Annotated in this window: 20 protein-coding genes and 3 tRNA genes; 9 read left to right on the plus strand and 14 right to left on the minus strand. The window is 64.8% G+C overall.

Annotated elements, in window-relative coordinates:
* Positions 1 to 205: 205 nt before the first annotated feature.
* The 12 genes from Q0P59_RS18350 to Q0P59_RS18405 all read right to left on the minus strand — a co-directional run bounded on the left by Q0P59_RS18350 (position 206) and on the right by Q0P59_RS18405 (position 16,899).
* Complete coding sequence (locus Q0P59_RS18350) at positions 206 to 1,528, minus strand: outer membrane protein transport protein (RefSeq protein WP_295009089.1); 1,323 nt, start codon at positions 1,526 to 1,528, stop codon at positions 206 to 208.
* 128 nt (positions 1,529 to 1,656) lie between these two features.
* A complete protein-coding gene (locus tag Q0P59_RS18355) occupies positions 1,657 to 3,573 on the minus strand; it encodes a 3-hydroxyacyl-CoA dehydrogenase NAD-binding domain-containing protein (RefSeq protein WP_295009091.1) in 1,917 nt (638 codons plus the stop codon).
* 11 nt (positions 3,574 to 3,584) lie between these two features.
* Positions 3,585 to 4,529 (minus strand): DegV family protein, encoded by a 945-nt coding sequence (locus tag Q0P59_RS18360; RefSeq protein ID WP_295009093.1) that lies wholly within the window; start codon positions 4,527 to 4,529, stop codon positions 3,585 to 3,587.
* 1 nt (position 4,530) lies between these two features.
* On the minus strand, positions 4,531 to 5,817 hold the full coding sequence (locus Q0P59_RS18365; RefSeq protein WP_295009095.1) for an acetyl-CoA C-acetyltransferase: 1,287 nt from the start codon (positions 5,815 to 5,817) through the stop codon (positions 4,531 to 4,533).
* Between the two features lies 1 nt (position 5,818).
* Positions 5,819 to 8,167, minus strand: coding sequence for an acyl-CoA dehydrogenase (locus tag Q0P59_RS18370; protein ID WP_366091120.1), 2,349 nt, complete (start codon positions 8,165 to 8,167; stop codon positions 5,819 to 5,821).
* Positions 8,168 to 8,206: 39 nt separating this feature from the next.
* A complete protein-coding gene (locus Q0P59_RS18375) occupies positions 8,207 to 8,893 on the minus strand; it encodes a TetR/AcrR family transcriptional regulator (RefSeq protein ID WP_295009097.1) in 687 nt (228 codons plus the stop codon).
* Between the two features lie 81 nt (positions 8,894 to 8,974).
* Positions 8,975 to 12,001, minus strand: coding sequence for an EAL domain-containing protein (locus Q0P59_RS18380; RefSeq protein WP_295009099.1), 3,027 nt, complete (start codon positions 11,999 to 12,001; stop codon positions 8,975 to 8,977).
* Between the two features lie 45 nt (positions 12,002 to 12,046).
* Positions 12,047 to 12,604 carry a dihydrofolate reductase gene (locus Q0P59_RS18385; RefSeq protein WP_295009101.1) on the minus strand — a complete coding sequence of 186 codons (558 nt, stop codon included), beginning with the start codon at positions 12,602 to 12,604 and terminating at the stop codon, positions 12,047 to 12,049.
* A complete protein-coding gene (locus tag Q0P59_RS18390) occupies positions 12,583 to 12,966 on the minus strand; it encodes a dihydroneopterin aldolase (protein WP_295009103.1) in 384 nt (127 codons plus the stop codon). The genes Q0P59_RS18385 and Q0P59_RS18390 overlap by 22 nt, the downstream gene beginning before the upstream one ends.
* Positions 12,967 to 13,066: 100 nt before the next feature.
* Complete coding sequence (locus Q0P59_RS18395) at positions 13,067 to 13,465, minus strand: hypothetical protein (RefSeq protein ID WP_295009105.1); 399 nt, start codon at positions 13,463 to 13,465, stop codon at positions 13,067 to 13,069.
* Positions 13,466 to 13,494: 29 nt separating this feature from the next.
* Complete coding sequence (locus tag Q0P59_RS18400) at positions 13,495 to 13,713, minus strand: hypothetical protein (RefSeq protein WP_295009107.1); 219 nt, start codon at positions 13,711 to 13,713, stop codon at positions 13,495 to 13,497.
* Between the two features lie 105 nt (positions 13,714 to 13,818).
* Positions 13,819 to 16,899, minus strand: a complete 3,081-nt coding sequence (locus tag Q0P59_RS18405; RefSeq protein ID WP_295009109.1) for an MHYT domain-containing protein — start codon at positions 16,897 to 16,899, stop codon at positions 13,819 to 13,821.
* Between the two features lie 138 nt (positions 16,900 to 17,037).
* Between Q0P59_RS18405 and Q0P59_RS18410 the strand changes: the two genes are divergently transcribed.
* Together Q0P59_RS18410 and Q0P59_RS18415 are read left to right on the plus strand one after the other, a co-directional pair.
* Positions 17,038 to 17,760, plus strand: a complete 723-nt coding sequence (locus tag Q0P59_RS18410) for a hypothetical protein (RefSeq protein ID WP_295009111.1) — start codon at positions 17,038 to 17,040, stop codon at positions 17,758 to 17,760.
* 171 nt (positions 17,761 to 17,931) lie between these two features.
* The gene (locus tag Q0P59_RS18415; protein WP_295009113.1) at positions 17,932 to 19,176 is read left to right on the plus strand and encodes a spore maturation protein; all 1,245 of its coding nucleotides are present in this window, start codon (positions 17,932 to 17,934) and stop codon (positions 19,174 to 19,176) included.
* 15 nt (positions 19,177 to 19,191) lie between these two features.
* On the opposite strand, the gene Q0P59_RS18420 is transcribed toward Q0P59_RS18415, so the two are convergent.
* Complete coding sequence (locus Q0P59_RS18420; protein ID WP_295009115.1) at positions 19,192 to 20,088, minus strand: alpha/beta hydrolase; 897 nt, start codon at positions 20,086 to 20,088, stop codon at positions 19,192 to 19,194.
* A gap of 137 nt (positions 20,089 to 20,225) precedes the next feature.
* Between Q0P59_RS18420 and Q0P59_RS18425 the strand changes: the two genes are divergently transcribed.
* The 4 genes from Q0P59_RS18425 (at position 20,226) to Q0P59_RS18440 (ending at position 23,975) form a co-directional block, all read left to right on the plus strand.
* Entirely contained in the window at positions 20,226 to 21,044 is an 819-nt protein-coding gene (locus tag Q0P59_RS18425; RefSeq protein WP_295009117.1) for a class I SAM-dependent methyltransferase, read from the plus strand.
* Positions 21,045 to 21,105: 61 nt separating this feature from the next.
* Positions 21,106 to 22,014, plus strand: coding sequence for a ParB/RepB/Spo0J family partition protein (locus tag Q0P59_RS18430; RefSeq protein WP_295009119.1), 909 nt, complete (start codon positions 21,106 to 21,108; stop codon positions 22,012 to 22,014).
* A 47-nt stretch (positions 22,015 to 22,061) separates the two neighbouring features.
* Positions 22,062 to 23,255 (plus strand): DNA polymerase IV, encoded by a 1,194-nt coding sequence (gene dinB, locus Q0P59_RS18435; protein ID WP_295009121.1) that lies wholly within the window; start codon positions 22,062 to 22,064, stop codon positions 23,253 to 23,255.
* A 294-nt stretch (positions 23,256 to 23,549) separates the two neighbouring features.
* On the plus strand, positions 23,550 to 23,975 hold the full coding sequence (locus Q0P59_RS18440) for a hemerythrin family protein (protein ID WP_295009123.1): 426 nt from the start codon (positions 23,550 to 23,552) through the stop codon (positions 23,973 to 23,975).
* An 88-nt stretch (positions 23,976 to 24,063) separates the two neighbouring features.
* Here the strand turns inward: Q0P59_RS18440 and Q0P59_RS18445 are convergent.
* Positions 24,064 to 24,138 (minus strand) — tRNA-Val (locus Q0P59_RS18445).
* A gap of 94 nt (positions 24,139 to 24,232) precedes the next feature.
* On the opposite strand from Q0P59_RS18445, the gene gltX reads away from it, so the two are divergent.
* The 3 genes from gltX (at position 24,233) to Q0P59_RS18460 (ending at position 25,867) form a co-directional block, all read left to right on the plus strand.
* Positions 24,233 to 25,627 carry a glutamate--tRNA ligase gene (gene gltX, locus Q0P59_RS18450; RefSeq protein ID WP_295009125.1) on the plus strand — a complete coding sequence of 465 codons (1,395 nt, stop codon included), beginning with the start codon at positions 24,233 to 24,235 and terminating at the stop codon, positions 25,625 to 25,627.
* 64 nt (positions 25,628 to 25,691) lie between these two features.
* Positions 25,692 to 25,767, plus strand: a tRNA-Ala gene (locus Q0P59_RS18455).
* A 24-nt stretch (positions 25,768 to 25,791) separates the two neighbouring features.
* A tRNA-Glu gene (locus Q0P59_RS18460) sits at positions 25,792 to 25,867 on the plus strand.
* The last annotated feature ends 81 nt before the right edge of the window (positions 25,868 to 25,948 follow it).

Consider the following 25,948-nt stretch of genomic DNA (forward strand, 5'->3'; position numbering starts at 1 on the left):
CCATCACGCCAGCGCCCAGTACGGCAGCTTTCTTCACGATCAGCTTGTTCAAGCGATTCTCCTTTGGTCTCGTTCTAAGGTTTCGTAAATAAAACGAACGTTTGAATTATAGACAAGCCGACCCGGCGGTCAACTGCTTTGCGGAAAAAAGACAAAAAAAACCCCGGACCAGCCGGGGATTGAAGTACGCAAGGAATTGAGAAAATCAGAATGCCATCGACATCTGGGCACCCAGGATAAAGGCGGTGGCATCGAAGCTGCCCTTGACCCAGCCGCGATTGGAGGTAACCGTGGCGGAAGACTGGTTGTTATCGATATCCACACTCTTGACGTAGAGATAGGTTGCACCGACGTCGAAGGTCAGCGCCTTGCTCGGCTTGTACTGCGCACCCACGCTGAACCAGGTGCGATTGTTATCCGGCAGCGAGACGAGACGATGCTGCGCGCTCGGCACCGGCGTCTGGTCGTATGCCAGGCCGAACTTGAGCTTCACTTCGTCGTTCAGCTGATAGTTGGTACCGACGGCAACGCGCCAGGTATTGCGGAACTCGGTGTCCAGCGTCTGGGCGGTTGCACCGTTGAGCGCACCGGAAGTGCGAATGATGTCGACCTTCGGAATCGTGCTCCAGCCCGTCCAGGAGACGTCACCCAGCACTTCGACGCGATCGTTCAGTTTGTGGGTCGCACTCAGGATCGCCGTATCCGGCAGTTTGATGGTGGCCTTGACATGGCTGCTCGCACCGGCGGCATTGAGACCGGCAACCGTGCCATTGGCCGTCGGGTCGCCATTGCTGGTCACCATCGAATCGCCCTCGAGGTTATGCCTTACCGCCGAACGATAGGAGATACCGACCTTGGTGGCAGGCCCGAGATTGAACAAGGCACCGGCATTCCAGCCCCAGGCATCGCCCGCAAGCGTCACCGTGCCGGTCGCGCCAGCCACGTTGACCACGCCGGGAATGTTGGTGACGCCAACGGTACGGATGTACTCGGCCTGCAGACGCTGCCAATTGACGCCGAAGCCCAGGGAAACGACATCGTTGACCCGCCATGCGACGGACGGGTTGATGTTCAGGGTCTCGATATCGAATTTGCGCGACTGGGCGCCGCCGGTCCACATGTTGTCGTATTCGGTTTTCAGACCGAACGGTGCGCCGATACCCAGGCCGACATACCAGTCCTTGGCAACCTGCATCGACATGTAGGCATTCGGCACGAAGCCCCAGCCGCCGCCGTCCTTTCCGTCGCCGGACAGAGAGCCGGTGGAGGAACCGTTGTTGTTGAACTTGTAGCTGGTGTGAATGAAGCTGCCGCCCACGGAGACTTCACGCGACTGCAACTGCGTCATGCCGGCCGGGTTGTAGAAAATCGTGCTGGCGTTGTCGGCAACCGCGGCCGAGCCGGCGTAGGCGTTACCGAGTCCGCTGGCATTCTGCTCGAGCAGTTGGAAACCGGAAGCCGCGGCCGTTCCGGAAAAAGCAACGGCAATCAGGGCCGGAATCAGGCGCGGATTGAAAATTTTGTGCATCGATATGTCTCCTGTTGTGATTGTGGTGGGAACTGGCCCCGGTTTGGTGCAACAATTAAAACTCAAACATACGTTTGAAATATTGTTTGAACAAAAAAATATTTACGTTTTGTTGCAATTTAGCAACATCATCCGCGCAAGCCCGCGCGATAGTTCAGCGGGCCGCCGGTAAAGGGTGCGAAACCGGTACCGAAGATGACGCCGCCGTCGGCCAGTTCGCCGTCGGCAACGACGCGGTCGGCAACCAGTTGCTCGACGCGGTCGACCAGCGGCTTGACCAGCCTTTCGGCCAGCCCGTCGGGCACCGCCCCGGCGCTGCCCTTGGCGGCCTTGCCGGAGGACCAGTCGTAAAAGCCCTGCCCTGACTTTTTGCCAAGCTGGTTTTTCTCGACCCGGCCGAGCAGGCAGCGCGGCGCCTCGGCGCCGCCCGCCAGCTGCTTGCCGGCGGCCATCGCGATATCCAGGCCGACGGTGTCGATGAGTTCGATCGGCCCCATCGGCATGCCGAAGGCGAGCATGGCTTCGTCGACCGTTTCCGGCGAGACGCCCTCGTCGACCGCGCGCATGGCGGCCAGCATGTACGGCGCCAGCACGGCGTTGACCAGGAAACCGGGCGCACTCTTCACCGGCAGCGGCAGCTTGTCGATCTGCTTGACGAAAGCGCAGGCCGCCTGCAGCGCTGCCGGATCGCCCCCTTCGGCCTCGACCACCTCGACCAGCGGCATCATCGATACGGGGTTGAAGAAATGGATGCCGACCAGTCGCTCCGGCCTGGCCAGCACGGTACGCAGGTCCTCAAGCTTGAGGCTCGACGTGTTGGTGGCCAGCACGGCCTGCGGCTTCATGCGCGGCTCGATGGCGCGGAACAGCGCGTGCTTGGCTTCGACATTCTCGAAAATGGCTTCGATGATCACGTCGGCGTGCGGCACGCCATCCCCCTGCGGATCGGGGATGAGCCGGTCGAACGCGGCACGGACCTTCAGCGGTTCGCGCAGCTTTTTGGCGAACAGGGCATGGGCGCGCTTCAGGGCCGGCGAGATGCGCTCCAGGGTCTGGTCCTGCAGCGTCACGGTCATGCCGCGCAGGGCGCACCAGGCGGCGATGTCGCCGCCCATCACGCCGGCGCCGATGACATGGACGCGCCGCGCCGTGAAGTCCGAATCCTTGCCGAAGCTCTTCATGCGCTCCTGCAGGTGGAACACGCGCACCAGGTTGCGGGCCGTCGGCGACGAAATGATGCGGTCGATAACCTCGGGAGCCGCCAGTGCATTGCCATTGTGTTTTTGCCACAAGTCGATGATGGCGTAGGGCGCGGGGTAGTGCTGCGGCCGCGCCTTTTTGGCGACCTGCTTGCGCGCCCCGTTGGCGACGACGCCCTTCAAGGGTCCGTTCATCAGGCGCTGCATCAGCGGCAGCGGCCGGCGCGGCTGGCCGGAAAGCAGCAGCTGGCGGGCCGCCGGCTCCATCACGCGCGGCGGAACGCAGTCGTCGGCGAGACCCATTTTCTTCGCCCGCTTGGCGTCGATGGTCTTGCCGGTCAGCATCATGTCCAATGCGGCAGCCGGACCGACCCGCTGCGGCAGGCGCAGCATGCCTCCCCAGCCGGGGAAGATGCCGAGCATGACTTCCGGCAAGCCCATCTTGGTGCCGGACTCGTCCACCGCCAGCAGGTAGCGGCAAGCCAGCGCCAGCTCAAGGCCGCCGCCCAGGCAGTGACCGCGTACGATGGCCAGGGTCGGGTACCTGACCGCCGCGAAGCGGTTGAACAGCCCCCAGCCGCGCTCGACCAGCGCCCGCCCCTTCTCCGGGGTATCGAGCTGCGAGAATTCGCCGATATCGGCCCCGGCGATGAAGCCGGCCTCCTTGCCGGAACGGACGATCAAGCCCTTGGGCGGGTAGACGTCCAGTTGATCGAGGATGGACGAAAACTCGCGCAGCACGTCGGCCGACAGCGAGTTGGCGGATTCGCCCGCCTTGTCCAGGGTCGCCGTCGCGATGCCCTCGGCATCGACCGCCAGCTTCCAGTGTTGAAGATTCACATTCATTGCATTTGTCCTTAGTGGGCGCGGTGGCCCTTCGCGGCGAAAGCCAGCGAAAGGGCACCCGGCCCGACATTGACGGCCGCCGTCTTGCTCATCGGCGACACCAGTATTTGTACCCCGTTATCCTCCGCGACCTTGGCGAAGCGGGCATAGCCCGGGAAACGCCCGACGGCCGATGGCGCACCGCCGTAGCTGAGGCAGATGTTCGGCGCGTCCAGCCCCTCCTGGATACGGCGCACGGCCCGGTCGAACAACTGCTCGACGCCCGCCGCGAAGCCGCGCACCTTGTCGACCGTGCTCGTCACGTCGCGATGGCAGTGCAGGATGGGCTTGACATCCAGCCAGGAGCCGAGGGTGTAGGAACCCCAGCTCAGGCTGGTATCGCCCTTCTTCGATGCCCGCTTGTAGATATGGAACAGGTCGGCCGGCACCAGATAGGTATGGGTTTCGTCGATCAGCCGCTTCAGGCGCGCCCCGATTTCGCTGGGCAGGCCGCCCTGGCGGATCAGGCGCACCGCTTCGGCGACCGGTACGGCCTGGCCGGTGAACAGGTTGCGCGTCGAGAATACCGCCAGCCCGAAACGCTCCTCCATGCCCGCCTCGCGGCGGATGGCCTTGTATTTGGTCAGGATGGCGCGCGAGGCCTGCATGGCGTGATCGAAGATCGGGCTGCGCGTGCTGGTGATGGTCAGGCAGAAGACATAGTCGTAGTCGAGTACCAGGCGCTCGAGGAACAGGCGCTCAATCTGCGACACCGAATAGGGGATCGATTCGGCGAAATCCTCGTTTTTCCGGTCCAGATGGCGGACGTAGAAGGCCTGGGTTTCCTCCGGGTGGCGCCGGTCCTCGACCAGGGTGTCGCCGATGCGCAGGGTGATCGGCATGACCAATACGCCGTGCTGATCGAGGAACTCGCGCGGCAGGTCGCACGCCGAGTCCACCACGATACCGATGCGCATCTCAGTTCAGGCTCTCGACCAGCATGGCGCCGCCCAGGCCGCCACCGATGCAGATCGTCGCGACGCCCCGCTTCGCCTTGTTCCGGCGCAGCACATGCAACAGATGAAGGACGATGCGCGCCCCCGAGGCGCCGACCGGATGGCCGATCGACACGGCGCCGCCATCGACGTTGAGACGGTCGTCGGCAATGCCGCCGAAAGCGCCGTCGAGCCCCAGCTGCTCGCGGCAGTAGGCCTCGTCCTTCCAGGCGGCCTGGCAGCCGAGAACCTGCGCCGCGAAGGCTTCGTTCAGCTCCCAGTAATCCACGTCGGACAGCGCCAGTCCGTGGCGCTGCAGGATGGGCGTCGACGCGTGCACCGGGCCGAGGCCCATCTGTTCCGGCTCCAGGCCGGACCACTGGCTGTCGACGATCTTGCCGAGCGGCTTGAGGCCCCATTTCTGCACCGCCTCTTCCGACGCGAGCAGCACCCAGGCGGCACCGTCGGTGATCTGCGAGCTGTTGGCGGCGGTGATGTTGCCGTATTTCTTGTCGAAGAACGGCTTGAGCTTGGCCATGCCGGCCATGCTGGCATCGGCGCGCACGCCGTCGTCCTCGGCGTAGACCTTGCCCTGGGCATCCACCACCGGCACGATTTCGGCAAAGTTCCCCGCCTCGCGGCCGGCCAGCGCGCGCAGGTGGCTGCGCACGGCGAATTCATCCATCTGCCGGCGGTCGATGCCGAAGCGCCAGGCGAGGTTCTCGGCGGTCTGGCCCATCAACAGGCCGACCACCGGATCGGTCAGTCCCTTCATCAGGCCGATGACCGGCGTCAGCAAGGCAGCCGGGCGCAGCTTGAGGAAATGCTGCAGCTTCTGGCCGGCGGTGCGCAGCGACATCATGCCGGCGAACCAGCGCACCATCGCATCCGAATAGAGCAGTGGCGCCCGTGACAAGGCATCGACGCCGCCGGCCAGCACCAGTTCGGAACGCCCGCTCTGGATGTTGGCGATGGCCGAGTCGATGGCCTGCATGCCGGACGCGCAGTTGCGCATCACCGTCCAGCCCGGCACCTTCTTGCCGCAGCCGAGGCGCAGGGCGACCATGCGGCCGATATTGGTTTCATCCGGCGACGGCGCGGCGCAACCGAGGATCACCTCGTCCAGGTCGCTCGGCTCGAAGGGTTGGCGCAACAGCAGCGCCCGGCCGGCCTGGGTGGCGAGGTCGGAAGCCGCGAACGGCCCCGGCCCCTTCTGCGCCTTGAGGAAGGGCGTGCGAGCCCCATCCACCACGTAGATCGTCTTGCTCATGTCAGGCGGCCATCCGGTCGTCAGCCGGCTTGTTGGCGGTGGCGACGCCATAGTCGAACGGGAAGTCGTCGACATGGACGACGATGTCGCGCAGGTGGTTGCGGCGCTTCATCACCTCGTATTCGGCGGCGCTGATCACGCCGGCCTCGAAGGCGACGATGGCGATATCGCGCACGTTGGCCTGCGGATTGTTGTCGAAACGGCCATCCTTTTCGGCGGCGCGGATCTTCGCCTCGATCGGCTCGGCCTCCAGCGTCGACTTGAGCGCCAGTTCGATGGCGCCGACCGGCTCCTTCTCAACCAGCGGCAGGTAGCATTCGGCGGTCAGGCGGTCGCGGGTGGCCGACGGGGCGATCAGGGTCTTGGCAACGTCGTGGCCGACATCGTCGGACGGCACGACGTACGGGTGGCCCCACGGGAAGATCGAGCGGTGCAGGAAGGCGGCGATGAAGCGCACCGGGAAGTTGGCGATCACGCCGTCGAAAGCCTGCTGCGCCTTGTACATCGCATCCCAGATTGCCCAGTGGGCGAGCGCCGCGTCTTCCTTCCTGCGGCCTTCGGCTTCATAGCGCTTCAGCGTGCAGGAGATCAGGTACATCTGGGCAAGGATGTCGCCGAGGCGGGCCGACAGCTTTTCGCGACGCTTGACGCTGCCGCCGAGGACGAGCAGCGAAATGTCGGCCATGAAGGCGAAGGCGGCCGAGAAGCGGGTCAGCTGCTGGTAGTAGCGGCGCATTTCCGGCGCCACGTCGGTATTGACGCCGGCGAAGTGCGAGCCGGTCATGCCCAGCCACAGCGCGCGGAAACCGTTCTTGATGGTGAAGCCGATGTGGCCGAACAGCGCCTTGTCGAAATCGACCAGGCCCTTCTTCGCATCCGGGTTCTGCGCCGCCTGCATTTCCGGCAGCAGGTACGGGTGGCAGCGGATGGCGCCCTGCCCGAAGATGATCAGCGAGCGGGTCAGGATGTTGGCGCCTTCGACGGTGATGCCGATCGGCACCTGCTGGTAGGCGCGGCCGAGGAAGTTGTTGGGGCCAAGGCAGATGCCCTTGCCGCCGATGACGTCCATGCCGTCATTGACCACCTGGCGGGCGCGCTCGGTGACGTGGTACTTGGCGATGGCGGAAACCACCGAGGGCTTCTCGCCGAGATCGACGGCGCCGGCCGTCATCTTGCGCACGGCATCCATCATGTAGGTGTAGGCGCCGATGCGGGTCAGCGCCTCCTCGACGCCTTCGAACCTGCCGACGGCCATCTTGAATTGCGAACGGACGCGGGCATAGCCCCCGACGGCGCGCGCCGTCATCTGCGCCATGCCGGTATTCGACGACGGCAGCGAGATCGAGCGCCCGGCCGCCAGGCACTCCATCAGCATGCGCCAGCCCTGCCCCGCCATCTTCGGGCCGCCGATGATGAAATCGAGCGGCATGAACACTTCCTTGCCGCGCGTCGGGCCGTTCATGAACATGGCGTTGAGCGGGAAATGGCGGCGGCCGGTATCGACGCCCGGATGGTCGTAGGGGACCAGCGCGCAAGTGATGCCGATATGCTTCTTGTCGCCGAGCAGGCCGTCCGGGTCGAACAGGTGGAAGGCCAGGCCGAACACCGTGCACACCGGCGCCAGCGTGATGTAGCGCTTGTCCCAGCTGACGCGCATGCCGAGCACTTCCTTGCCCTGGTACATGCCCTTGCAGACGACGCCGGTATCGGGAATGGAGGCGGCGTCGGAACCGGCCCACGGGCTGGTCAGCGCGAAGGCCGGCACCTCGACACCCTTGGCCAGGCGCGGCAGGTAGTGGTTCTTCTGTTCCTCGGTGCCGTAGTGCAGCAGCAGTTCGGCCGGGCCGAGCGAGTTGGGCACCATGACCGACACCGACAGCGCAGAGGAACGCGTCGACAGCTTGGTCACCACCTGCGAGTGGGCGTAGGCGGAGAACTCCAGGCCGCCGTACTTCTTCGGGATGATCATGCCGAGGAAGCCCTTGTCCTTGATGTAGCGCCAGGCCTCGTTCGGCAGGTCGTACAGTTCGTGGGTGACCTTCCAGTCATCGACCAGGCGGCAGGCTTCCTCGCATTCGTTGTCGAGGAAGGACTGCTCGGCCGGCGTCAGCTTGGGCACCGGGTAGGCGTGCAGTTTCTGCCAGTCCGGCTTGCCGCGGAACAGTTCGCCTTCCCACCAGACGGTGCCGGCCTCGAGCGCATCGCGCTCGGTGTCGGACATCTGCGGCAGCACCTTGCGATAGGTGGCGAAGATGGGGCTGGTGATCAGCGCCCGGCGGAGCGGACGGATGGCGACGATCAATACGATCGCCCCCAGCAGCCCCGCCAAAATCATCGATACGGTTTGCATTGCATGTCTCCTTTTACGTCTTTTATTGGTTTTGGCCGCTTACTTTCTGTCGGCCGTTGTTTCCGAAAACTGGGGCAAGGGGGAGCGCAACCCGCCAAGCAGGAAGGACATCAGGCGCGGCACCAGGCGGTCGAGGCGGTCGATCGAATCCTCGTCCTCGATCTGCCAGTCGGTCACCAGGCGCAGGGCGTCGGTACCGGCGATGGCGTAGGAAGTTGCGCCGAGCATGAAGTGGAAGCGCCAGATGATCTCGGCCTTGGGCACCTCGGGCAGCGACCGGAACAGTGCCTCCTTGTAGCGCTCCATGACCACCTGGTATTCGTGGGCCAGGAAGGCCCTGATAAACTCGGACGGTTCCGTCAAGGTGCGGCCGAGAAGGCGCAGGAAGGTCACCCCGCCGCGCTTCTCGTCGCCTGCCATGCGCAGCAGCGTGCCGAAGAAGCCATCGACGATCTGCGACGGCTTCAGCGGCTTGCCTTCAGCCTCGGCCTCCATCAGGTCCAGCACGCGCATGCGCTCTTCGTTCAGCCAGTCGAGGCGACGCCGGAAGACTTCCTGCATCAACGCCTCTTTCGAGCCGAAGTGATAATTGACGGCAGCCAGGTTGACGCCGGCCTCGCCGGTAATCTGGCGCATCGAGGTTCCCTCGTAGCCATGGGCCATGAACAGGCGCTCGCCCGCGTCGAGAATGCGTTCACGAGTATCGCTGGTACGGACTTCAGCCATGAGAAGCTCCTTTAATTCATACGTTCGTTTTAATCATAGGGAAAACAAAAAGGCTTGGCAAGCCTTTTATCGCCCTTGCCTTTAACCCTGAAGGTTCCGCTGACGAATGATGTCGACCACCTCGTTCGCCGGCAGCGGCCGGCTGAACAGGTAGCCTTGCACCATGTCGCACCGGAGTTGTTGCAGGTAGTCGAGCTGCGCCGGGGTTTCCACCCCTTCGGCAACCACCTTGAGCCCGAGGCTGTGCGCCAGGCCGATGGTGGCATCGCAGATCACCGATCCGTCGGTACCGTTGCCGATCTCCTCGACGAAGGAGCGGTCGAGCTTGAGGTGGCTGATCGGGAACATGTGCAGGTAGCTCAGCGACGAATACCCAGTACCGAAATCGTCGATCGCGATGCTGACCCCCATGGCGCTCAGGAGATCCAGTATGCGCACCGTTTCCGTCGGCTGCTCCATGGCCACCGACTCGGTGATCTCGAACATCAGCTCTTCCGGCTTGAGGTCGTAGGCTTCCATGACCCCCCGCACGAGCAGGGGCAGGTTGCCATTGCGCATCTGCACCGCCGAAATGTTGATGGCCATGCGGAAGTCGCTCAATCCGCCCGCCTTGAACTCGGCCAGTTGCCGGCAGGCCTCCCAGATCACCCATTCGCCCAGGGGTTGAATCAGCCCCGTTTCCTCGGCCACGCCGATGAAGCGCAGGGGCGAGAGCAAGCCCTGCTCGGGGTGTTGCCAGCGGACCAGTGCCTCCAGGCCGCGCACCCGGCCCGACACCACGTCGATCACGGGCTGGTAGTGCAGGCGAAACTCCTGGTTGGCCAAGGCCTGGCGCAGGCTGTTCTCGATCTTCAGGCGATCGACGGCGGCATCGTTCATCTTCTGGTCGAAGAACTGGAAGTTGTTCCGCCCGGCCATCTTGGCGTGGTACATCGCGGCATCGGCGTTCTTCATCAGCGTTTCGCCGTCCGGCCCGTCGGTCGGGTAGATGGCGATGCCGATACTCGGCGAGGTGTAGAGATCGAAGCCTTCGATATGGCAGGAGCAGCCGATATTGAACACCAGCTTCTCCGCCACCGTCGCCACGGCCGAGCTTTGCGCGATCCCGGTCAGCATGATCACGAACTCGTCGCCGCCCAGGCGGGCCACCACGTCGCTGTCGCGAACGCACGACTCGAGGCGGCGGGCGACTTCGATCAGCAGCAGGTCGCCGATATGGTGCCCCAGGGTGTCGTTGATGACCTTGAAGCGGTCGAGGTCGATGAACAGCAGCGCCACCTTGGCGGCGTCGCGGCGCGCGGCGGCCAGCGCCTGGTCGAGGTGCCCCTTCAGGCTGAAACGATTGAACAGGCCGGTCAGCACGTCGTGATGGGCGATGTGGTGCAGGCGTTCCTCGGCGGCGCGCTCGGAGCTGATATCGGTGAAATGCGCCACGTAGTAGCGCACCCCGCCGTCGTCGTCGCGAATCACCGAGATCGACATCCATTTCGGATAGACCGCACCGTCCTTGCGCCGGTCCCAGATCTCCCCCTGCCAGAAATCATTTTCCGCCAGGCTGGACCAGAGCTGCGCATACTCCTCCCGCGTCGTCCGTCCCGCCGACAGGAAGCGGGGATTCCGCCCCATGGCTTCCGCCGCCTCGTAGCCGGTCAGCCGGGTGAAGGCCGGATTGACTTCGACGATCCGGTTTTCGGCGTCGGTCATCAGGATCGCCTCGCCGCTGTACTGGACCGCGCTCGCCAGCAGCAGCATCTTCGACATCATCTCCTGCTGGCCGGTCACATCCTGCGAGGTGCCGATTACCCGCAACGGCTTGCCATCCGCGCCGTACTCGGCTTCGCAGCATTCGAGCACGAACTTGATCCGGCCGTCCGGCATGAGCAGGCGATGCTTCAAGGTCGCCGGCTGGCGCGAGGCGATGGAATCCTGAAGCGCCCGATCGACCGTCTCCCTGTCCTCAGGATGGACCCGCCCCAGAAAATCCTGGTAATTCGACCATTCCGCGCCCTGCGGCAGTTCGAATATGCGGAACAGCTCCTCCGAACAGCGAACCCGCATCCCCGGCAAGGTGACCTCCCAGCTGCCCATCTGGGCAATGCGCTGCGCCGAGGTGAGGCGTTCATCCTTCAAGCGCAGGGCCTGAGCAGCCGCCTGCTCGCGCCGCTGCGAGCGGTAGAGCGCGACGACCACGGCGACCATGCCGACGAACAAGCCGCTGCCCAGCAGCAGCACCAGGAGCGCCTGCTGCTGCCAGGCGGCCATGACGTCCTTTTCGGCCAGACCGGCCGACACATAGAACGGGTAGTGCTCCAGCACGCGGAAGCTGTAGATTCGCCGGACGCCATCGGATTGGGCGGCAAATTCAAGCGCGCCCTGCCGCCCGCCGGCCTGCAGGTGCTTGACGATCGGATGCGCCGGATTGAGCGGGCGGTTGATTTCCCCGGGCACGGGAGGAAAGCGGACGACCAGCGTATGCTCGTCGCTGCGCCGAATCGAGATCGCACTGTTTTCGCCGAGGCGGACCGAGCGGAATAGCGACTCGAAATGCTCGAGCTCGATCGCCGCGCTGATGACGCCGAGAAACTCGCCATCGGCTCCACGCGCGGCACGCGCCGCGACAATGGTGGGGCGCCCGGTGATGCGCGAGGTGATGACTTCCGAGAAAACTATGCCGATGTCCGGACGGCTCTTCGGCACCGTGAAGTAGGAGCGATCCGCCAGGTTGGCGTATTCGCCGCCGCCGGAACGGTACAGGACGTCGCCGTGCGCATCGATCACGCGGAAACCGGCGACCTCGGGAAACATGTGGCGGGCGCGTTCCAGATCGGTCTCGATCCGCTGCCGAAAGTGCTCCCTGCCGGCGGAACGATAGGCATCGCCCGAAATTCTCGCGGCCAGGTCGTCCAGCGTCGCCTCGACGCGGCGCAGCGTCGAATCGAGACGCGCCTCGACCAGTTCGGACTGGCTGTTCGCCACGTCCCTGGCTTCGGACCAAACGCTCTGGTAAGCCGACCACAGCACGAACGCCAGCAGAACGAAGCCGCCCCCCACCAGGGAAATCAGGGCGAACCACAAATGGTACCCGGAACGGGTATTCTGCTCAGGCATTGTCTCCACTCGTCAAGGCTTCGGAGTCGGCACGGCCCATTCTGATCAGGCCCCGGACGAATTGCAATTCGGAAAAGGAAGCGGCAGCGGGTTATCTTGTCGATAGACCAAAAAACGACACATCACGTCGGTGTCGGTTTTGCGCTCGCGCAGGTATCGACGGTTTTCGCTCTCGATCGCCCACCCGCCCAGATCCACCGTTTCGGGGAATGCCGAATCGCCGTCGAAATCCCGCTCGATCCGCGTCAGCCAGAAACGCTGGCAGTACCGCCAGGCAGCGGCGTAAATCGAGGCGCCGCCGATGACGAATACCGGCTTGCCGGTCGCCAGCGCGCGCCGCAAGCCGTCCTCGACCGTGGCGACCCGCGTGCATCCCGGGCGCATGGCGATGTCGGCCCGGCGGGAAACGACGAAGGAGTCCTCCGGCACGACATCCATCGATTCGTAGGTCAGTCGCCCGATCAGCAGCGCGGCGCCGGCCACCGTCGTTTCGAAATACGCCAGTTCCTCCGGAATATCCCAGGGCAGCCAGCCGTCGAGGCCGATCATGCCGTTGGCCGACACGGCGCCGATGGCCGAAATCAACGCCGGGTCCTTTCCCATTGCTCGCGGGTCATCGACAGCGAAATGGCCGGCGTTCCCTGCCCGTTATAGACATGGGGCTTGTGCATGGAGACGAAGGCCGAGGACACGATGCGCATTCCGAAAATGGCCGCCATCACCTCCAGGATGCTGGATTCCAGGCACTCGCAGTGGGCGTTTTCCTCCAGCTTGCGGATGGCGAGGAAAATCACCTCGTAATCGACGACCTGCCGGATATCGTGCGGATCGGCCACCGCATCCATCGGCGCCCAGGCGTCGGCATGCACCAGGACGGCCTGCGGCCCGTGCTTTTCCAGCGGGTTGCAGCCGGTTCGCAATTGAATGGTGGCGTCGACCGACGCGCACCAATGGTTCGCTAGCAAGATCCCTTTCCTTTCACAGCCAGTTCAATCAAGGCGAGACAATACCAAAGCCCGAAAAAAAGGGCGCTCGATGCGCCCATAAATGACAAAAAAATATGTTTCAGGCGGTCACGTCGATCAAGGTTCCCGTCTGCTGCCCGGAGGTATTGACGACGCCCGCCGAAACGCCCGGCGTCGACGACAAGGTGTTGTCGAGCACCCGGGCGATCTGCCCCTGCACATCGCTCAACTGTGCCTGCAAGGCGCTCTGCGAGCGCAAGGCAACCACGCTTCGCCTGGCCTCGCCGGCATCGCTCTGAGCGGCCTTGGACTCGGCCTGCAGGCTGCGCGCGGTTTCCTGGGCGCGCCCCGCCTCGCTCTGCGCCGCCTGGGCCTGGCTCTGCAAGGCTCTGGCACGCTGCTCGGCCTGATCTGCGTTACGCTGGGCCTGCTGCTGCTGAATCTGCGCCCATAGCGCGCCGCCCGCTGCCTGCGTGCCGGAAGTGGAAGCTACCGGCATGTCGCTGTATCAATTCAAGTTTGCCGCGATCAAGCGATCACGTTGATCAGCGTACCCGTCTGCTGCCCCTGGGCATTGACGACCGGACGCGGCGGCTCTTCCTTGCGTTCCACACGCTCTTCCGGACGCGGTTCGCGCGTTTCGGGCTGTTGCACCTGCTGGGCTTGTTGCGTCTGCTGCGCCTGGCCGGCTTGCGCCCCGCCGCTGACGTAGGCACTGATTGTCGAAGTCACGGAATCGATGGCCATGGAGTCACCTCAATAAGACACTGCTACGCTGTTCACTCTATACCATTTCGGCAAATATTCCATAAATATCCGCCGCTCAAACAATCTTCAATATCGACAAAATCATCAATCCAGCAATTGCTCGCCGCCACGCACCCCGGCCTGCAGCCACTTGCGCAGCGTGGCGAACAAATGCTCCGGATCGACCGGCTTGGCGACGAAATCGTTCATCCCCGCCTCTTCGCAGCGCCGTCTGTCCTCCATGAAGGCATTGGCCGTCATGGCCAGAATGGGTACGCCTCCCCCGCCCGGCAGCGCGCGGATACGGCGGGTTGCCTCGATGCCATCCAGCTTCGGCATCTGCATGTCCATCAGGATCAGCGAATAGCGATTGGCGCCGGCAAGTTCGACCGCCTGCAAGCCGTCTTCGGCGACGTCGATCTCCAGGCCCGAATCGGCCAGCAATTCGAGGGCGATCTCCCGGTTGATCGGCTCGTCCTCGACCAGCAACACCCGGCTTCCCGCATACGCCGCGCCAAGCTCGGCATTGCCCGCCGCAGATTCACCCGATGCCGCCGCAGCGCTCCCCTTCCGCAGCCGGGCGGTGAACCAGAAGCGGCTGCCCTGCCCAGGAATGCTGTGGGCACCGACCTCGCCGCCCATCAGGAGGGCGATTTTCTTGGTGATCGCCAGGCCCAGGCCCGTACCGCCGAAGCGTCGGCTGGTCGAGTTGTCGGCCTGTTCGAAGGCGTCGAACAGCCGTTCGATGGCATCCGGGGCGATGCCGATCCCGCTGTCTTCGACCTCGAAGCGCACCATCACATCGTCGGCACGCTCATCCTCGACCGTCGCCTGCACGGTCACCGTGCCGACATCGGTGAATTTCACGGCATTGGCCGCCAGGTTCAGGAGCGCCTGGCTCAGTCGCGCCGGATCGCCAAGCAGGGGAGTCGTCGAGTCGAACGGCAGCATCCGCAATTCGATGCGCTTCGCCTGGGCCCGCTCGCAGAGCATGGATACCACCCCCGTCATGATGCTGCCGACGGAAACCGGGGTTTCGTCCAGCTCGAATTTCCCGGCCTCTATCTTCGACAGATCGAGAATCTGGTTGATCACCCCGAGGAGATGACGTCCGGCCAGGTCGATTTTCTCCAGGCGCCCCGCCTGCCGCTGTTCGACGCCGTCGCGGCGCATCAGGTGCGTCATGCCGACGATGGCGTTCAATGGCGTACGAATCTCGTGGCTCATGTTGGCGAGGAATGCGCCCTTGGCATTCATGGCCTGTTCGGCGGCGTTCCGCGCCTCCAGCAGGCTCAGGTTTGCCTTGCGCAGCGCGGCCGTCCGCTCGCCGACCTGTTCCTCGAGCAGGGCGGCCGTCACCTGGGCCGTCGATTCCGCGCGGCGCATGGCCCTGAGGTAGAGCGCCATGGCGACAAGCGCCAGAATCAGCATGTTGCCGGCAATGGCCGCGAGAAGAAAAAGCCAGAAACGCTTCGATTCGAGACGCGGCAGGTTCTCGACCTGGCGCGGAACGTAGATGCCCAGGCCGTGCCCGGCGAGCGCCTGGTAGGCGACCACGACCGGCTCCGGTTCGGCGCCGAGGCGCACCACATGCGGCAGTTCGTCGCCTTTCCAGCGGTTGAAAGCCAAGGGCTCGAAGCTGCTTCGCCGGTACTGCCGCTCCCGCTCGACGGCCGGCACCCGGTCGATGGTGCTGCCCGGCAGGCTGCGGTAGAGGAAATCCGGCCGGCTGGCCAGCACGATGATCCGGTTGTCGTCGGCCAGGAACCCGTTCACATCGGCAACCCATTTGGCGAAGCTGGTGATGTCCCGCTTGATGACCACGACCCCCAGGAAACGATCGTCATCGAATACCGGATTGGAGAAATACAGCCCGGGAACGTGGCTGACTCGCCCGACGGCGTATTGATGCCCCGCCTTGCCGGCTGCCGCCTCCTGAAAATACAGGCGATCGGCGAAATTCCCCCCGACGAAGCTCCCGGCCGTTTCGCCATTGCTGGCGGCGATGCAATCCCCGTTGGTACGGAGCAGCCATACGGCATCGGCGCTCAGGTTCGCGGCCAGCAAGGCCAGGTAACGACTCAGGGCGGACAGTTCCGGGTCTTCGCTCCAGGCCTTTCGGCGTTCCGCGGCGTCGCCGGGAACATCGGCGCGGCGTTCCGCCCGCTCAAGCGCGTGCCGGATCATGTCGCTCTTGACCAGGGTGGCAGGCACCCCGCGCAATACATCGAGCGTTTCGTCGATATGGCCGGCGACCAGCGCCGCCTGATGGGTCGAGAAGGCCGCCTCCTGCTCGTACTCGTCGAGCTGCTGTATTTCGGTATAGACCCCGCTGGCCAGCCAGCAGGCCAGCGTCCACCCGCCCATCAGGACGGCCACGACCCTGAGTTGCCGCTTGCTGAACTGGAACGACAGGCGAGCGACAAATGGCGCAACCAGGGTGACCAGCGCCAGAAGCGCGCCGATCATCAGCACGACGTAAGCCAGGAAGGTCGGCGTCAATGTCGACGCCGCGACGGCCTCGCCGCCCCGCACGAAATAGGCCGCGGCCATCGCCGTGTAGTGCATGCCGGAGACCGCGCCCCCCATGACCACGGCGCCCGCCAGCGGGGCCAGCACCCGCCATCGTCCCTGCCACGCGGCGAGGAAATGCGTGATCCACAGCGCCAGCACGGCGAACAGGACGGCGACGGCAAGCGACAGAACGAACAGCCAGGCGTCGTAGACAATCAGGCCATTCAGGCGATAGGCCGCCATGCCGACATAATGCATCGCGCCGATACCGCCGCCGAACAGGAGGCCTCCCAGCCACAATCGCCTTAGCGAACGCTGCTGCCGGCTGAAGACGTCGACCGCCAGCCCGCTGGCCAGCACGCCGGGCAGCATGGACAGCCCGGTCACCAGGGGATCGTAGGTGGTGGAACAAGGCAGGCTGAAAGCCAGCATGCCGGTGAAATGCATGGCCCACACGCCCGACCCCATGCACAGGCCGCCCAGTGCGATCCAGGCGCGTCGACGCTCGATGTGCCCGGAACGACCGAGCATCTGGGCAATCAACAAGGCGGCATACGAAGACAGGATGGCGATGCCGATGGAAAATCCGACCAGCAGGCGGTCGTAGTTTCCGGCGTAGAGCAGGTTGCTCTCCGGCGCGTTCAGAACCAGCGATAGAAAACCGGCCGACATGGGCGCAATGACCTCCCCTTGACGCCACCGGGTTCAGTGTCAAAAGCACGAATAACCCTGCACGTCATATTGTTATTTTTTTGAAGCATACCGTATTCGGGCAAAATCCGGCATACCCGCCCGACTACAGCCAAGCCGATGCCCGATACCCAAGCCGCCGCCCCCACCGCCGACCCCGCCCTGCCCGTGGCCGGGGCGTGCCAGATGCTTCGCGTCGTCGCCGACGAATGGAGCAGCACGGTCGCCACCTTGCGGCGCTTCGACCGCCCCCATGCGGCGGCCCCGTGGCGGGCCGTCGGCGACGACATCTCGGTCAGCCTCGGCAGGTCGGGCCTGGCCTGGGGCATCGGCCATCACCCGCCCCCCCGGAGCGCGGAGCGCCGCAAGCGGGAAGGCGACGGCTGCGCGCCGGCCGGGGTTTTCGCGATCACCGCGCTGTTCGGCGAGGCTGGGCCGGAAAGCGCCTTCGTTCAGTCCGCCCGGCTGCCCTATCGCTGCGCCAGCGCCAGCCTGAAGTGCGTCGACGACCCGGCTTCCCGCCATTACAACCGGATCATGGACGAGGCCACGGTCGATGCCGTCGATTGGCAGTCCCATGAAGACATGCTGCGCGACGACGAGCGCTATGTCATCGGCGCGGTCATCGCCCACAACGCCGCCGGCCGCCCCGGCGAAGGCTCCTGCATCTTCCTGCATGTCTGGCAGGCGGCCGGGGTTCCGACGGCAGGCTGCACCGCGGCCTCGCTCGCCGACATGACGGAAATCTGCGGCTGGCTCGACGCGGCCCACCATCCCGTGATCGTCCAGTTGCCGGCAGCGGAATACCGGCGCCGCAGGGAAGCCTGGAGGCTGCCCTGGTAGTCAGTCACGCAGATTCTGCCATGTTCGGCACGCCTCGCGAACCTGCGTGACTGACCACTAGCGGCCTGCCGCACCGGCCGCATGACAGCGGCGGACGACATCGCTAGACTGTCCGCCTTTCCCTTCCCCAAACGGCTCTTCGCGCCACTGCCCCGAGCCCCACAGCCAACCGTGCTCAATCGAATCTGGATCGCCTTCATCCTGCTGGGTTTTGCCGCCGCCGTCGCGCAGACGCTGCAGGGCGATCTCGACGTTTTCACGCGCGTGCTGACCGGGCTTTTCGATACCGCCCGGACCGGTTTCGACATTTCCCTCGGCCTGGTCGGCGTCATGAGCCTGTGGCTGGGGATCATGAAAATCGGCGAACGGGGCGGGCTGATCCAGGTCTTCGGGCGCGCCATGGCGCCCTTCTTCCGGCGCATCTTTCCCGACATCCCGCCCGGGCACCCGGCCGGCGGCAGCATCGTGATGAACGCCAGCGCCAACATGCTCGGCCTCGACAACGCGGCGACGCCGCTCGGCCTGAAGGCGATGCGCGAACTGCAGGAAATCAATCCGCACAAGGATACCGCCAGCAACCCGATGATCATGTTCCTGGTGCTCAATACGGCGGGCATCACGCTGATCCCCACCTCGGTCATCGCCATCCGCCAGAGCATCGCGCTCAAGCAGGGGCTGGTCGGCTTCAACGCCGCCGACATCTTCCTGCCCACCCTGCTCGGCACTTTCGTCTCCTTCTGCGCCGGCCTCATCGTCGTCGCCGCCTGGCAGCGCATCAACCTGTTCTGCCGCCCGGTGCTCGGCTTCTTCGCCGGATTCGCGGCGCTGATGGGCGGCTTGTACGCCTGGCTCAACGGCATGCCGCCCGAGCGCATGGCGCAGATGATCGGCCTGCTCGGCAGCGGCCTGATCGTTTCGCTGATCGTCCTCTTCGTGGCGGTGGCCGCCTGGCGGCGCGTCGATGTTTACGAGTCCTTCGTCGACGGCGCCAAGGAAGGCTTCGGGGTCGCCGTGCAGATCATTCCCTACCTGATCGCCATGCTCGCCGCCATTTCGGTCTTCCGCACCACGGGCTGCATGGACTACCTGATCGACGGCATCCGCACGCTGGTGATCGCGCTCGGCATGAACGCCGATTTCGTCCCCGCGCTGCCGGTCGGCCTGATGAAGACGCTTAGCGGCAGCGGCGCCCGCGGCCTGATGGTCGATGTGATGAGCACCTACGGCGTCGATTCCTTCCAGGGCAAGCTGGCCGCCATCATCCAGGGGTCGACGGAAACGACCTTCTATGTGCTGGCCGTCTATTTCGGCAGCGTGAACATCACCCGCACCCGCTATGCCGTCGCCTGCGGGCTGATTGCCGACGCGGTCGGGCTGGTCGGCGCCATCCTTATCGGCTACGCCTTCTATCACTGACACCGCACGGCAGCTTCAGCGCTGCAGGAAAGACTCCAGCCAGCCGGCGACCGCCTCGGGCTGGTCGTGTTGCAGGTTGTGCCCGGCGTCGGCAACCGTCTCCACGCGCAGATCGGCAAAGCAGGCGAGGCGCTGCTGCAGGGCGTCGGGTTCCTTGCCGAAGCGCATGTTCACGAAACCCTTCTCGGCAATCAGCATCAGCACCGGCGCCGCGATCCGGCGCCAGGCGGCCATGGCGTCCTCGACCCGGTAGAGCGTGGGCGAGGCCACCTTGTGCCAGGGATCGCAGGCCATTTCGACCGCGCCGTCGGCATTGCGGCGACTGACCGCGTGCGCCAGGAACTCAGCCCGCTCCAGCGACAGGCGGGGATTGGCGAAACGCAGCCGGCGAGCCAGTGCCGCGTGGTCGGGATAGGCCCGCAGGCGCGGCTCTTCGCCGATTTCGTCCAGCCATTTGCCAAGCTGGGCCGGTGCATCCACGGCCGGATCGGGCTTCAGGCCCAGGAAGTCGAGCATGGCCAGCCGCGCCACCCGCTGCGGGCGCAGGGCCGCGAAGGTCGCCGCGATATTGGCGCCCATGCTGTGGCCGACGATCTGCGCCGGCACTTCCGGCGAATAGTGCTGCAGCAAGGCCTCGAGGTCGGCGTAGTAGTCGGGAAACCAGTAGGGACGGCCCAGCCACTGGCTGGCCCCGTAGCCCCGCCAGTCGGGGGCGATCAGGTGCCAGTCCCGGCGCAGGGCATCGACGACGAACTGGAAGGTCGCCGACGAATCCATCCAGCCGTGCAGCAGGAATACCGGCGGCGCATCCGCCGGCCCCCAGTGCCGGACGTTGTAGCGCAGGCCGCGGATGGCGACGGTTTCGGTGGTGCTGGGCAGCAAGACGGTGTCCTCGTGAGCGTGTGCAGGCACCCAATTTAACCCGTTTGCGCCCGGTCTGTCGTGGTGCGGGGCCGGCAAGCGCGAAATGGCCGGCGGCGCCGGGCCTGCCAAAACCCGCCTGCTACAATGCGCGCCTCGCTCCCGTCCGAGCCCCCCTTCCGCCGTCGATGACCCCGCCACAAAACACTCCCCCCAACGCCCCGCACGCCCTTCGGGTCGAGGCGCTGGATAGCGCCCATGCCGGGACGGCACAGAACCTGGCGGCACAGCTGGGCCTGCCGCTGGACGGCAGCGCCGCTTTCAGCCTGCAAGTCGGCGACCTCGGCCTGCAGCTCCAGGAACTCGGCCCCGGCGCAGCCGGTGCCGTGCGCGTCGATTTCGTCGACGGCGCCCTCGCCCACCGGCGCCTGCAAGGCGGCGGAAGCGGGCAGATGATCGCCAAGGCCGTCGGCATCCAGCCCGGCATCCGGCCGCTCGTCCTCGATGCCACGGCCGGCCTGGGCCGCGATGCCTTCGTCCTCGCCCAACTGGGCTGCAGCGTGACGATGATCGAACGCCAGCCGGTGATCGCCGCCCTGCTCGCCGATGGCATGCGGCGCGGCCTGGGCGACGACGAGGTGGCGCCGATCATCGCGCGCATGCGCCTGCTCTGCGGCAATGCCATCGCCCTGATGCAGTCGTGGTCCGAAGATGCGCCGCAAGTCGTCTATCTCGACCCGATGTTCCCCCATCGCGACAAGAGCTCGCTGGTCAAGAAGGAAATGCGCGTCTTCCGGCCGCTGGTCGGCGACGACGACGATGCGCCGCAGCTGCTGCAAGCCGCGCTCGCCCTGGCCAGCCACCGCGTTGTCGTCAAGCGCCCGCGCAAGGCGCCCTGCATTGCCGGCGCGACACCAAGCTATGTGCTGGAGGGAAAATCCAGCCGCTTCGACATCTATGCCCGGAAATCGCTGAAGGCAAAGCCCGAACAGACCGCTCCCGGTTGATTAAAAGCACGAAAGCGACGAACATCGCGCCCCCCGTTTGACCCGAACCTTCCCGGACACCATGGCCTTCAAAGACAGCACGCCCCGTTTCGACATCGTCGATATCGACCGGATCGACGCCGATCCGACGCACATTCGCCAGAACATCAACGAAGAAACGCTCAAGGGGCTGACCAATGCCGTCGCCAAACTGGGCCTGATTCACCCCATCGTGGTCCGCCCAGCCGGCGACAACCGCTATGTCGTCATCGCCGGCGAACGGCGGCGTCGGGCGGCCCTGCAGGCCGGTGAAAGCCGGGTGCCGGTGATCGTCCGCGAGTGCACGGAAGACGAGGCGCTGGAAGTCCGCGTCTTCGAGAACATCGGCCTCGGCGTCCGCTCCGCGCTCGAACCGCGTGAAATGTCCAATGCCGTCCAGCGCATTGCCGAGCGCTTCGCCAGCCCAGAGGAAGCCGCCCAGTATTTCGGCCGGGCGCCGACCTGGCTGGCCCAGGCGACGGCCGCCGCCAACCTGTCGGAGAAGGTCACGGCGCTGCTCGATTCGGGCAAGATCTCGAGCACCAGCACGGCCGTGCAGCTCGAAAAACTGGCCAGGAAAAACGAAGCCAAGGCGGAATCGCTGATCGAGCAGATCGAACAACTGCCCGAGGGCGAAAAGGTTTCGCGGAAAGTCGTCGCCGACGTGCTCGCCGAAGAAGCCGGCCGTCCGCGCAAGACCGAGGAGCCGGCAGCGCCGCCCGCCCCGCCGCAGGCCGCCGCGCCCGTGGCGGCGGACACGCAGACCCCGGCCGCGGCATCCCCGCCCTGGGAGGAAACCGGGCAGCCCGATGCGGCGCCCGCCGGCGTTCGCGCCAAGGTCAATCCCGGCAAGGTCAAACTGGTCGCCGAACTGCTCGGCCTGAGCGAGGAAGACGAAGAATCCCTGCTGGCCCGCCTGATCGACGAATACCTGGCCTTGCGCAAGGCCTGATCCACGCATCCATTGCATTCAAGCCATAACTGTATAAAAATACAGCCATGGCTACGGAACCCGATCAAGCGCCGCTGGCGGACAACACCGCCCAGCCCAGGAAGCGGCGCATTGCCCACCTCGACATGGATGCCTTTTTCGCCTCCGTCGAACTGCTGCATTACCCGGAATTGCGCGGCCAACCCGTCGTCGTCGGCGGTCGCGGCATTGACCAACCGGTCGCCCAGGCCGACGGCAGCCGGCGTTTCGCCCGTTTGCGCGATTATGCCGGGCGCGGCGTCGTCACCACCGCAACCTACGAAGCCCGGGCCTTGGGCGTGTTTTCCGCAATGGGCCTGATGAAATCGGCCCAACTGGCCCCCGATGCGATCCTGCTGCCGGCCAATTTCGATGCCTATCGCGACTACTCCCGGCGCTTCAAGGCGGCCGTGGCCGGCATTGCCCCCTTGATCGAAGACCGCGGCATCGACGAGATCTACATCGACCTGACCGACATCGATGAAGACAGCCTCCCGCTGGCCCGGCGCATCAAGCAGGCCGTGCGGGATGCCACTGGCCTGAGCTGCTCGATCGGCATCACCCCGAACAAACTGCTCGCCAAGATCTGTTCCGATCTCGACAAGCCGGATGGCATCACCCTGCTCGACATGGCCGACCTACCGGCTCGCATCTGGCCGCTGCCCGCCCGGAAAATCAACGGCATCGGCCCCAAGGCCAACGAACGCCTCGCGCAATTGGGCATCAAGACGGTCGGCGAACTTGCCGCAACCGCCCCGGAGCGCCTGCTGCGACACTTCGGGCAAAGTATGGGTTCCTGGCTGTGCCAGGTCGCGCACGGCATCGACGATCGCCCGCTCAAGACCAGCCGCGAACCCAAGTCGATCAGCCGCGAAAGCACCTTTCAGCGCGACCTGCACGCCAGGGCGGACCGGGCCGAACTTTCCGAGATATTTACCGGCATCTGCCTGCGCGTCGCCGAGGACCTCGCCCGCAAAGGCTACGTCGCGCGCACCATCGGCATCAAGCTCCGCTACGCCGATTTCGCATCCGTCACCCGCGACATCACGCTGGCCACGCCGACGGCCGACGGCCAACTGATCCGCAAGGCGGCCGGAGAATGCCTGAAGCGCGTCCCGCTGACCCAGCGCATACGCCTGCTGGGGGTCAGGGCCAGCACACTGCTCCCCTTTGCCGACGTGCCGGCCCGGCAGATATCCCTCCAGGCCGAACTGCCGCTGTGAAGCCCCGCCCCCTTCATACGCGAAGTTGCTGCATGCGCAAACCGCCAAATCGACCACTGGGCAACATACCGTTACAAACTGCTACAAATAATTTGCTGCAATGCACAACAAACTTCTGGATAATGCGTACTTGTCTCCTCCAACCCTCCTCCATGGATTGGATTTAATGCCCGCCTCGTGCGGGCATTTTTTTATCCAGCGGGCCGATGACGAGGCACTAGGGTAATCCCTAGGCGGTGACGCCGCCGTTTCCTCCGTCATACAATTACGCATTGTTCATTGTGCAAAAACACCATGTCTTTGCCGACCTCTCTCAGCACGCTGGAATTGTGGGATGAAACCTTGCTGACGGGCATCCCGTCCGTCGATGAGCAGCATCGCGACATCGCAAGACTGGGCGCGAAAATGCTCAAGGAAACCAGGCTGCCCCTGACATCCGAACGATTCGGCGACTACTTCGCGGAATTCTGGCAACTGGTTGCCGACCATTTCGAAACCGAGGAAAAGCTCATGCACACGCTCGGCCTGCCCAGCGAGCAGGTCGATATGCACACCCGCGAACATTCGGCCCTACTGGAACGCCTGATCCAGGCCAACATCCACTCCGCGACGGTCTCGGAATGGAAACACGTGTCGGATATCGCCCACGAACTGATCGCCATCATCGTCGACCACATCATCCACTTCGACCTCGGCCTGACGAGCGCCACCAACCCATGAAGTGAGCGCCCGGGGCAGCCAGAAAACAAAAAAACCCGCCAAGCCTCAAGCCGAGCGGATTTCCGTTTTCCTGTGCGGGCCACTTGCGTGGTGGGCGGTACTGGGATCGAACCAGTGACCCCTGCCGTGTGAAGGCAGTGCTCTACCGCTGAGCTAACCGCCCGTACAGGAGGCGCGCATTTAACCACAATCGGCCAGACGGGTCAAACGCTGGTCGGCTAGAATATCTCCCTTTGCCTCACTTGACTCCGGATTACATGAAGCCCGTTCGCACCCGTTTCGCCCCCAGCCCCACCGGCTACCTGCACATCGGCGGCGCCCGCACCGCCCTTTTCTCCTGGGCCTACGCCCGCCGCCACGGCGGCACCTTCGTGCTGCGCATCGAAGACACCGATGTCGCCCGCTCGACGCCCGAGGCCGTGCAAGCCATCCTCGACGGCATGGCCTGGCTGGAACTGACGCACGACGACGGCCCCTACTACCAGATGCAGCGCATGGACCGCTACAAGGCGGTCATCCAGGAAATGCTGGCAAATGGCCACGCCTACCACTGCTACACCAGCAAGGAAGAGCTCGACGCCCTGCGCGCCGAGCAGGAAGCCCAGAAGATCAAGCCGCGCTACGACGGTCGCTGGCGTCCGGAAGACGGCAAGGCCCTGCCCACGCCGCCGGCCGACGTGCAGCCGGTCGTCCGCTTCAAAAACCCGAAGGGAGGTGCGGTCGCCTGGGACGATGCCGTGAAGGGCCGCATCGAGATCAGCAACGACGAACTCGACGACCTGATCATCGCCCGCGCCGACGGCACGCCGACCTACAACTTCTGCGTCTGCGTCGACGACTGGGACATGGGCATCACCCACGTCATCCGCGGTGACGACCACGTGAACAACACGCCGCGCCAGATCAACATCCTCAAGGCCCTGGGCGCCGAGGTGCCGACCTACGCCCACCTCTCGATGATCCTCGGCGACGACGGCGCCAAGCTCTCCAAGCGCCACGGCGCGGTCTCGGTCATGCAGTACGACGACGAAGGTTTCCTCAAGGAAGCCGTCATCAACTACCTGGCCCGCCTCGGCTGGTCGCACGGCGACGACGAAGTCTTTTCGCGCCAGCAGTTCGTCGAATGGTTCGACCTCGACCACATCACCGCCTCGGCCGCCCAGTTCAACACCGAAAAACTGCTCTGGCTGAACCAGCACTACATGAAGCAGCTGCCGGCCGCCGAACTGGCAGCCAAGGTCAAGCCGCGCCTTGAAGCCCGTGGCGTGGACACCAGCGCCGGCCCGAGCCTGGAACAGGCCGTCGCGCTTTACGTCGACCGCTGCAACACGCTGAACGTGCTGGCCGACGCCGTCGAGGCTTTCTACATCCACATCGTGCCCGATGCCGACCTGCTCGCCCAGCACCTGTCCGGCGAGGCGCGTCCGGCGCTCGCCGACTTCGCGGCCGGCATTGCCGGCGTCGCCTGGGAAGCGCCGGCCATCAACGCGCTGATCAAGGAATGCGTCACCCGGCACGGCCTCAAGATACCCAAGCTGGCCATGCCGCTGCGCGTCCTGCTGACCGGCCAGGCCCAAACGCCTTCGGTCGACGCCGTGATCACGCTGATCGGCCGCGAGAAGGTTTTGGCGTCACTTTCGGCTTATCTCTAAAAAATCGCGAAAAGCCCTTTACAAGGACCAATGAGGTCCCTATAATGCGGCCTTCTTTCGCGGCGGGGGTATAGCTCAGCTGGGAGAGCGCTTGCATGGCATGCAAGAGGTCAGCGGTTCGATCCCGCTTACCTCCACCAAAAGCGCGAAAGAAAAAAGTCCGGGTCCCCATCGTCTAGAGGCCTAGGACACCGCCCTTTCACGGCGGTAACTGGGGTTCGAATCCCCATGGGGACGCCAAGAATTTGGCAGTAGAAGGTTAAAGTGCGGAGTGGTAGTTCAGTCGGTTAGAATACCGGCCTGTCACGCCGGGGGTCGCGG

The sequence above is a fragment of the uncultured Dechloromonas sp. genome (genome assembly GCF_945957265.1).
In the GTDB taxonomy this organism is placed as follows: Bacteria; Pseudomonadota; Gammaproteobacteria; order Burkholderiales; family Rhodocyclaceae; genus Azonexus.

What these genes read in the sequence shown, in the direction of transcription:
- Q0P59_RS18350 (WP_295009089.1), bottom strand. Translation starts at nt 1,528, where the DNA reads ATGCACAAAATTTTCAATCCGCGCCTGATTCCGGCCCTGATTGCCGTT.
- Q0P59_RS18425 (WP_295009117.1), top strand. Translation starts at nt 20,226, where the DNA reads ATGACCCCGCCACAAAACACTCCCCCCAACGCCCCGCACGCCCTTCGG.
- Q0P59_RS18400 (WP_295009107.1), bottom strand. Translation starts at nt 13,713, where the DNA reads ATGGCCATCGATTCCGTGACTTCGACAATCAGTGCCTACGTCAGCGGC.
- dinB (WP_295009121.1), top strand. Translation starts at nt 22,062, where the DNA reads ATGGCTACGGAACCCGATCAAGCGCCGCTGGCGGACAACACCGCCCAG.
- Q0P59_RS18440 (WP_295009123.1), top strand. Translation starts at nt 23,550, where the DNA reads ATGTCTTTGCCGACCTCTCTCAGCACGCTGGAATTGTGGGATGAAACC.
- Q0P59_RS18430 (WP_295009119.1), top strand. Translation starts at nt 21,106, where the DNA reads ATGGCCTTCAAAGACAGCACGCCCCGTTTCGACATCGTCGATATCGAC.
- Q0P59_RS18380 (WP_295009099.1), bottom strand. Translation starts at nt 12,001, where the DNA reads ATGCCTGAGCAGAATACCCGTTCCGGGTACCATTTGTGGTTCGCCCTG.
- Q0P59_RS18360 (WP_295009093.1), bottom strand. Translation starts at nt 4,529, where the DNA reads ATGCGCATCGGTATCGTGGTGGACTCGGCGTGCGACCTGCCGCGCGAG.
- Q0P59_RS18410 (WP_295009111.1), top strand. Translation starts at nt 17,038, where the DNA reads ATGCCCGATACCCAAGCCGCCGCCCCCACCGCCGACCCCGCCCTGCCC.
- Q0P59_RS18365 (WP_295009095.1), bottom strand. Translation starts at nt 5,817, where the DNA reads ATGAGCAAGACGATCTACGTGGTGGATGGGGCTCGCACGCCCTTCCTC.
- Q0P59_RS18375 (WP_295009097.1), bottom strand. Translation starts at nt 8,893, where the DNA reads ATGGCTGAAGTCCGTACCAGCGATACTCGTGAACGCATTCTCGACGCG.
- Q0P59_RS18355 (WP_295009091.1), bottom strand. Translation starts at nt 3,573, where the DNA reads ATGAATGTGAATCTTCAACACTGGAAGCTGGCGGTCGATGCCGAGGGC.
- Q0P59_RS18405 (WP_295009109.1), bottom strand. Translation starts at nt 16,899, where the DNA reads ATGTCGGCCGGTTTTCTATCGCTGGTTCTGAACGCGCCGGAGAGCAAC.
- Q0P59_RS18395 (WP_295009105.1), bottom strand. Translation starts at nt 13,465, where the DNA reads ATGCCGGTAGCTTCCACTTCCGGCACGCAGGCAGCGGGCGGCGCGCTA.
- Q0P59_RS18385 (WP_295009101.1), bottom strand. Translation starts at nt 12,604, where the DNA reads ATGGGAAAGGACCCGGCGTTGATTTCGGCCATCGGCGCCGTGTCGGCC.
- Q0P59_RS18370 (WP_366091120.1), bottom strand. Translation starts at nt 8,167, where the DNA reads ATGCAAACCGTATCGATGATTTTGGCGGGGCTGCTGGGGGCGATCGTA.
- gltX (WP_295009125.1), top strand. Translation starts at nt 24,233, where the DNA reads ATGAAGCCCGTTCGCACCCGTTTCGCCCCCAGCCCCACCGGCTACCTG.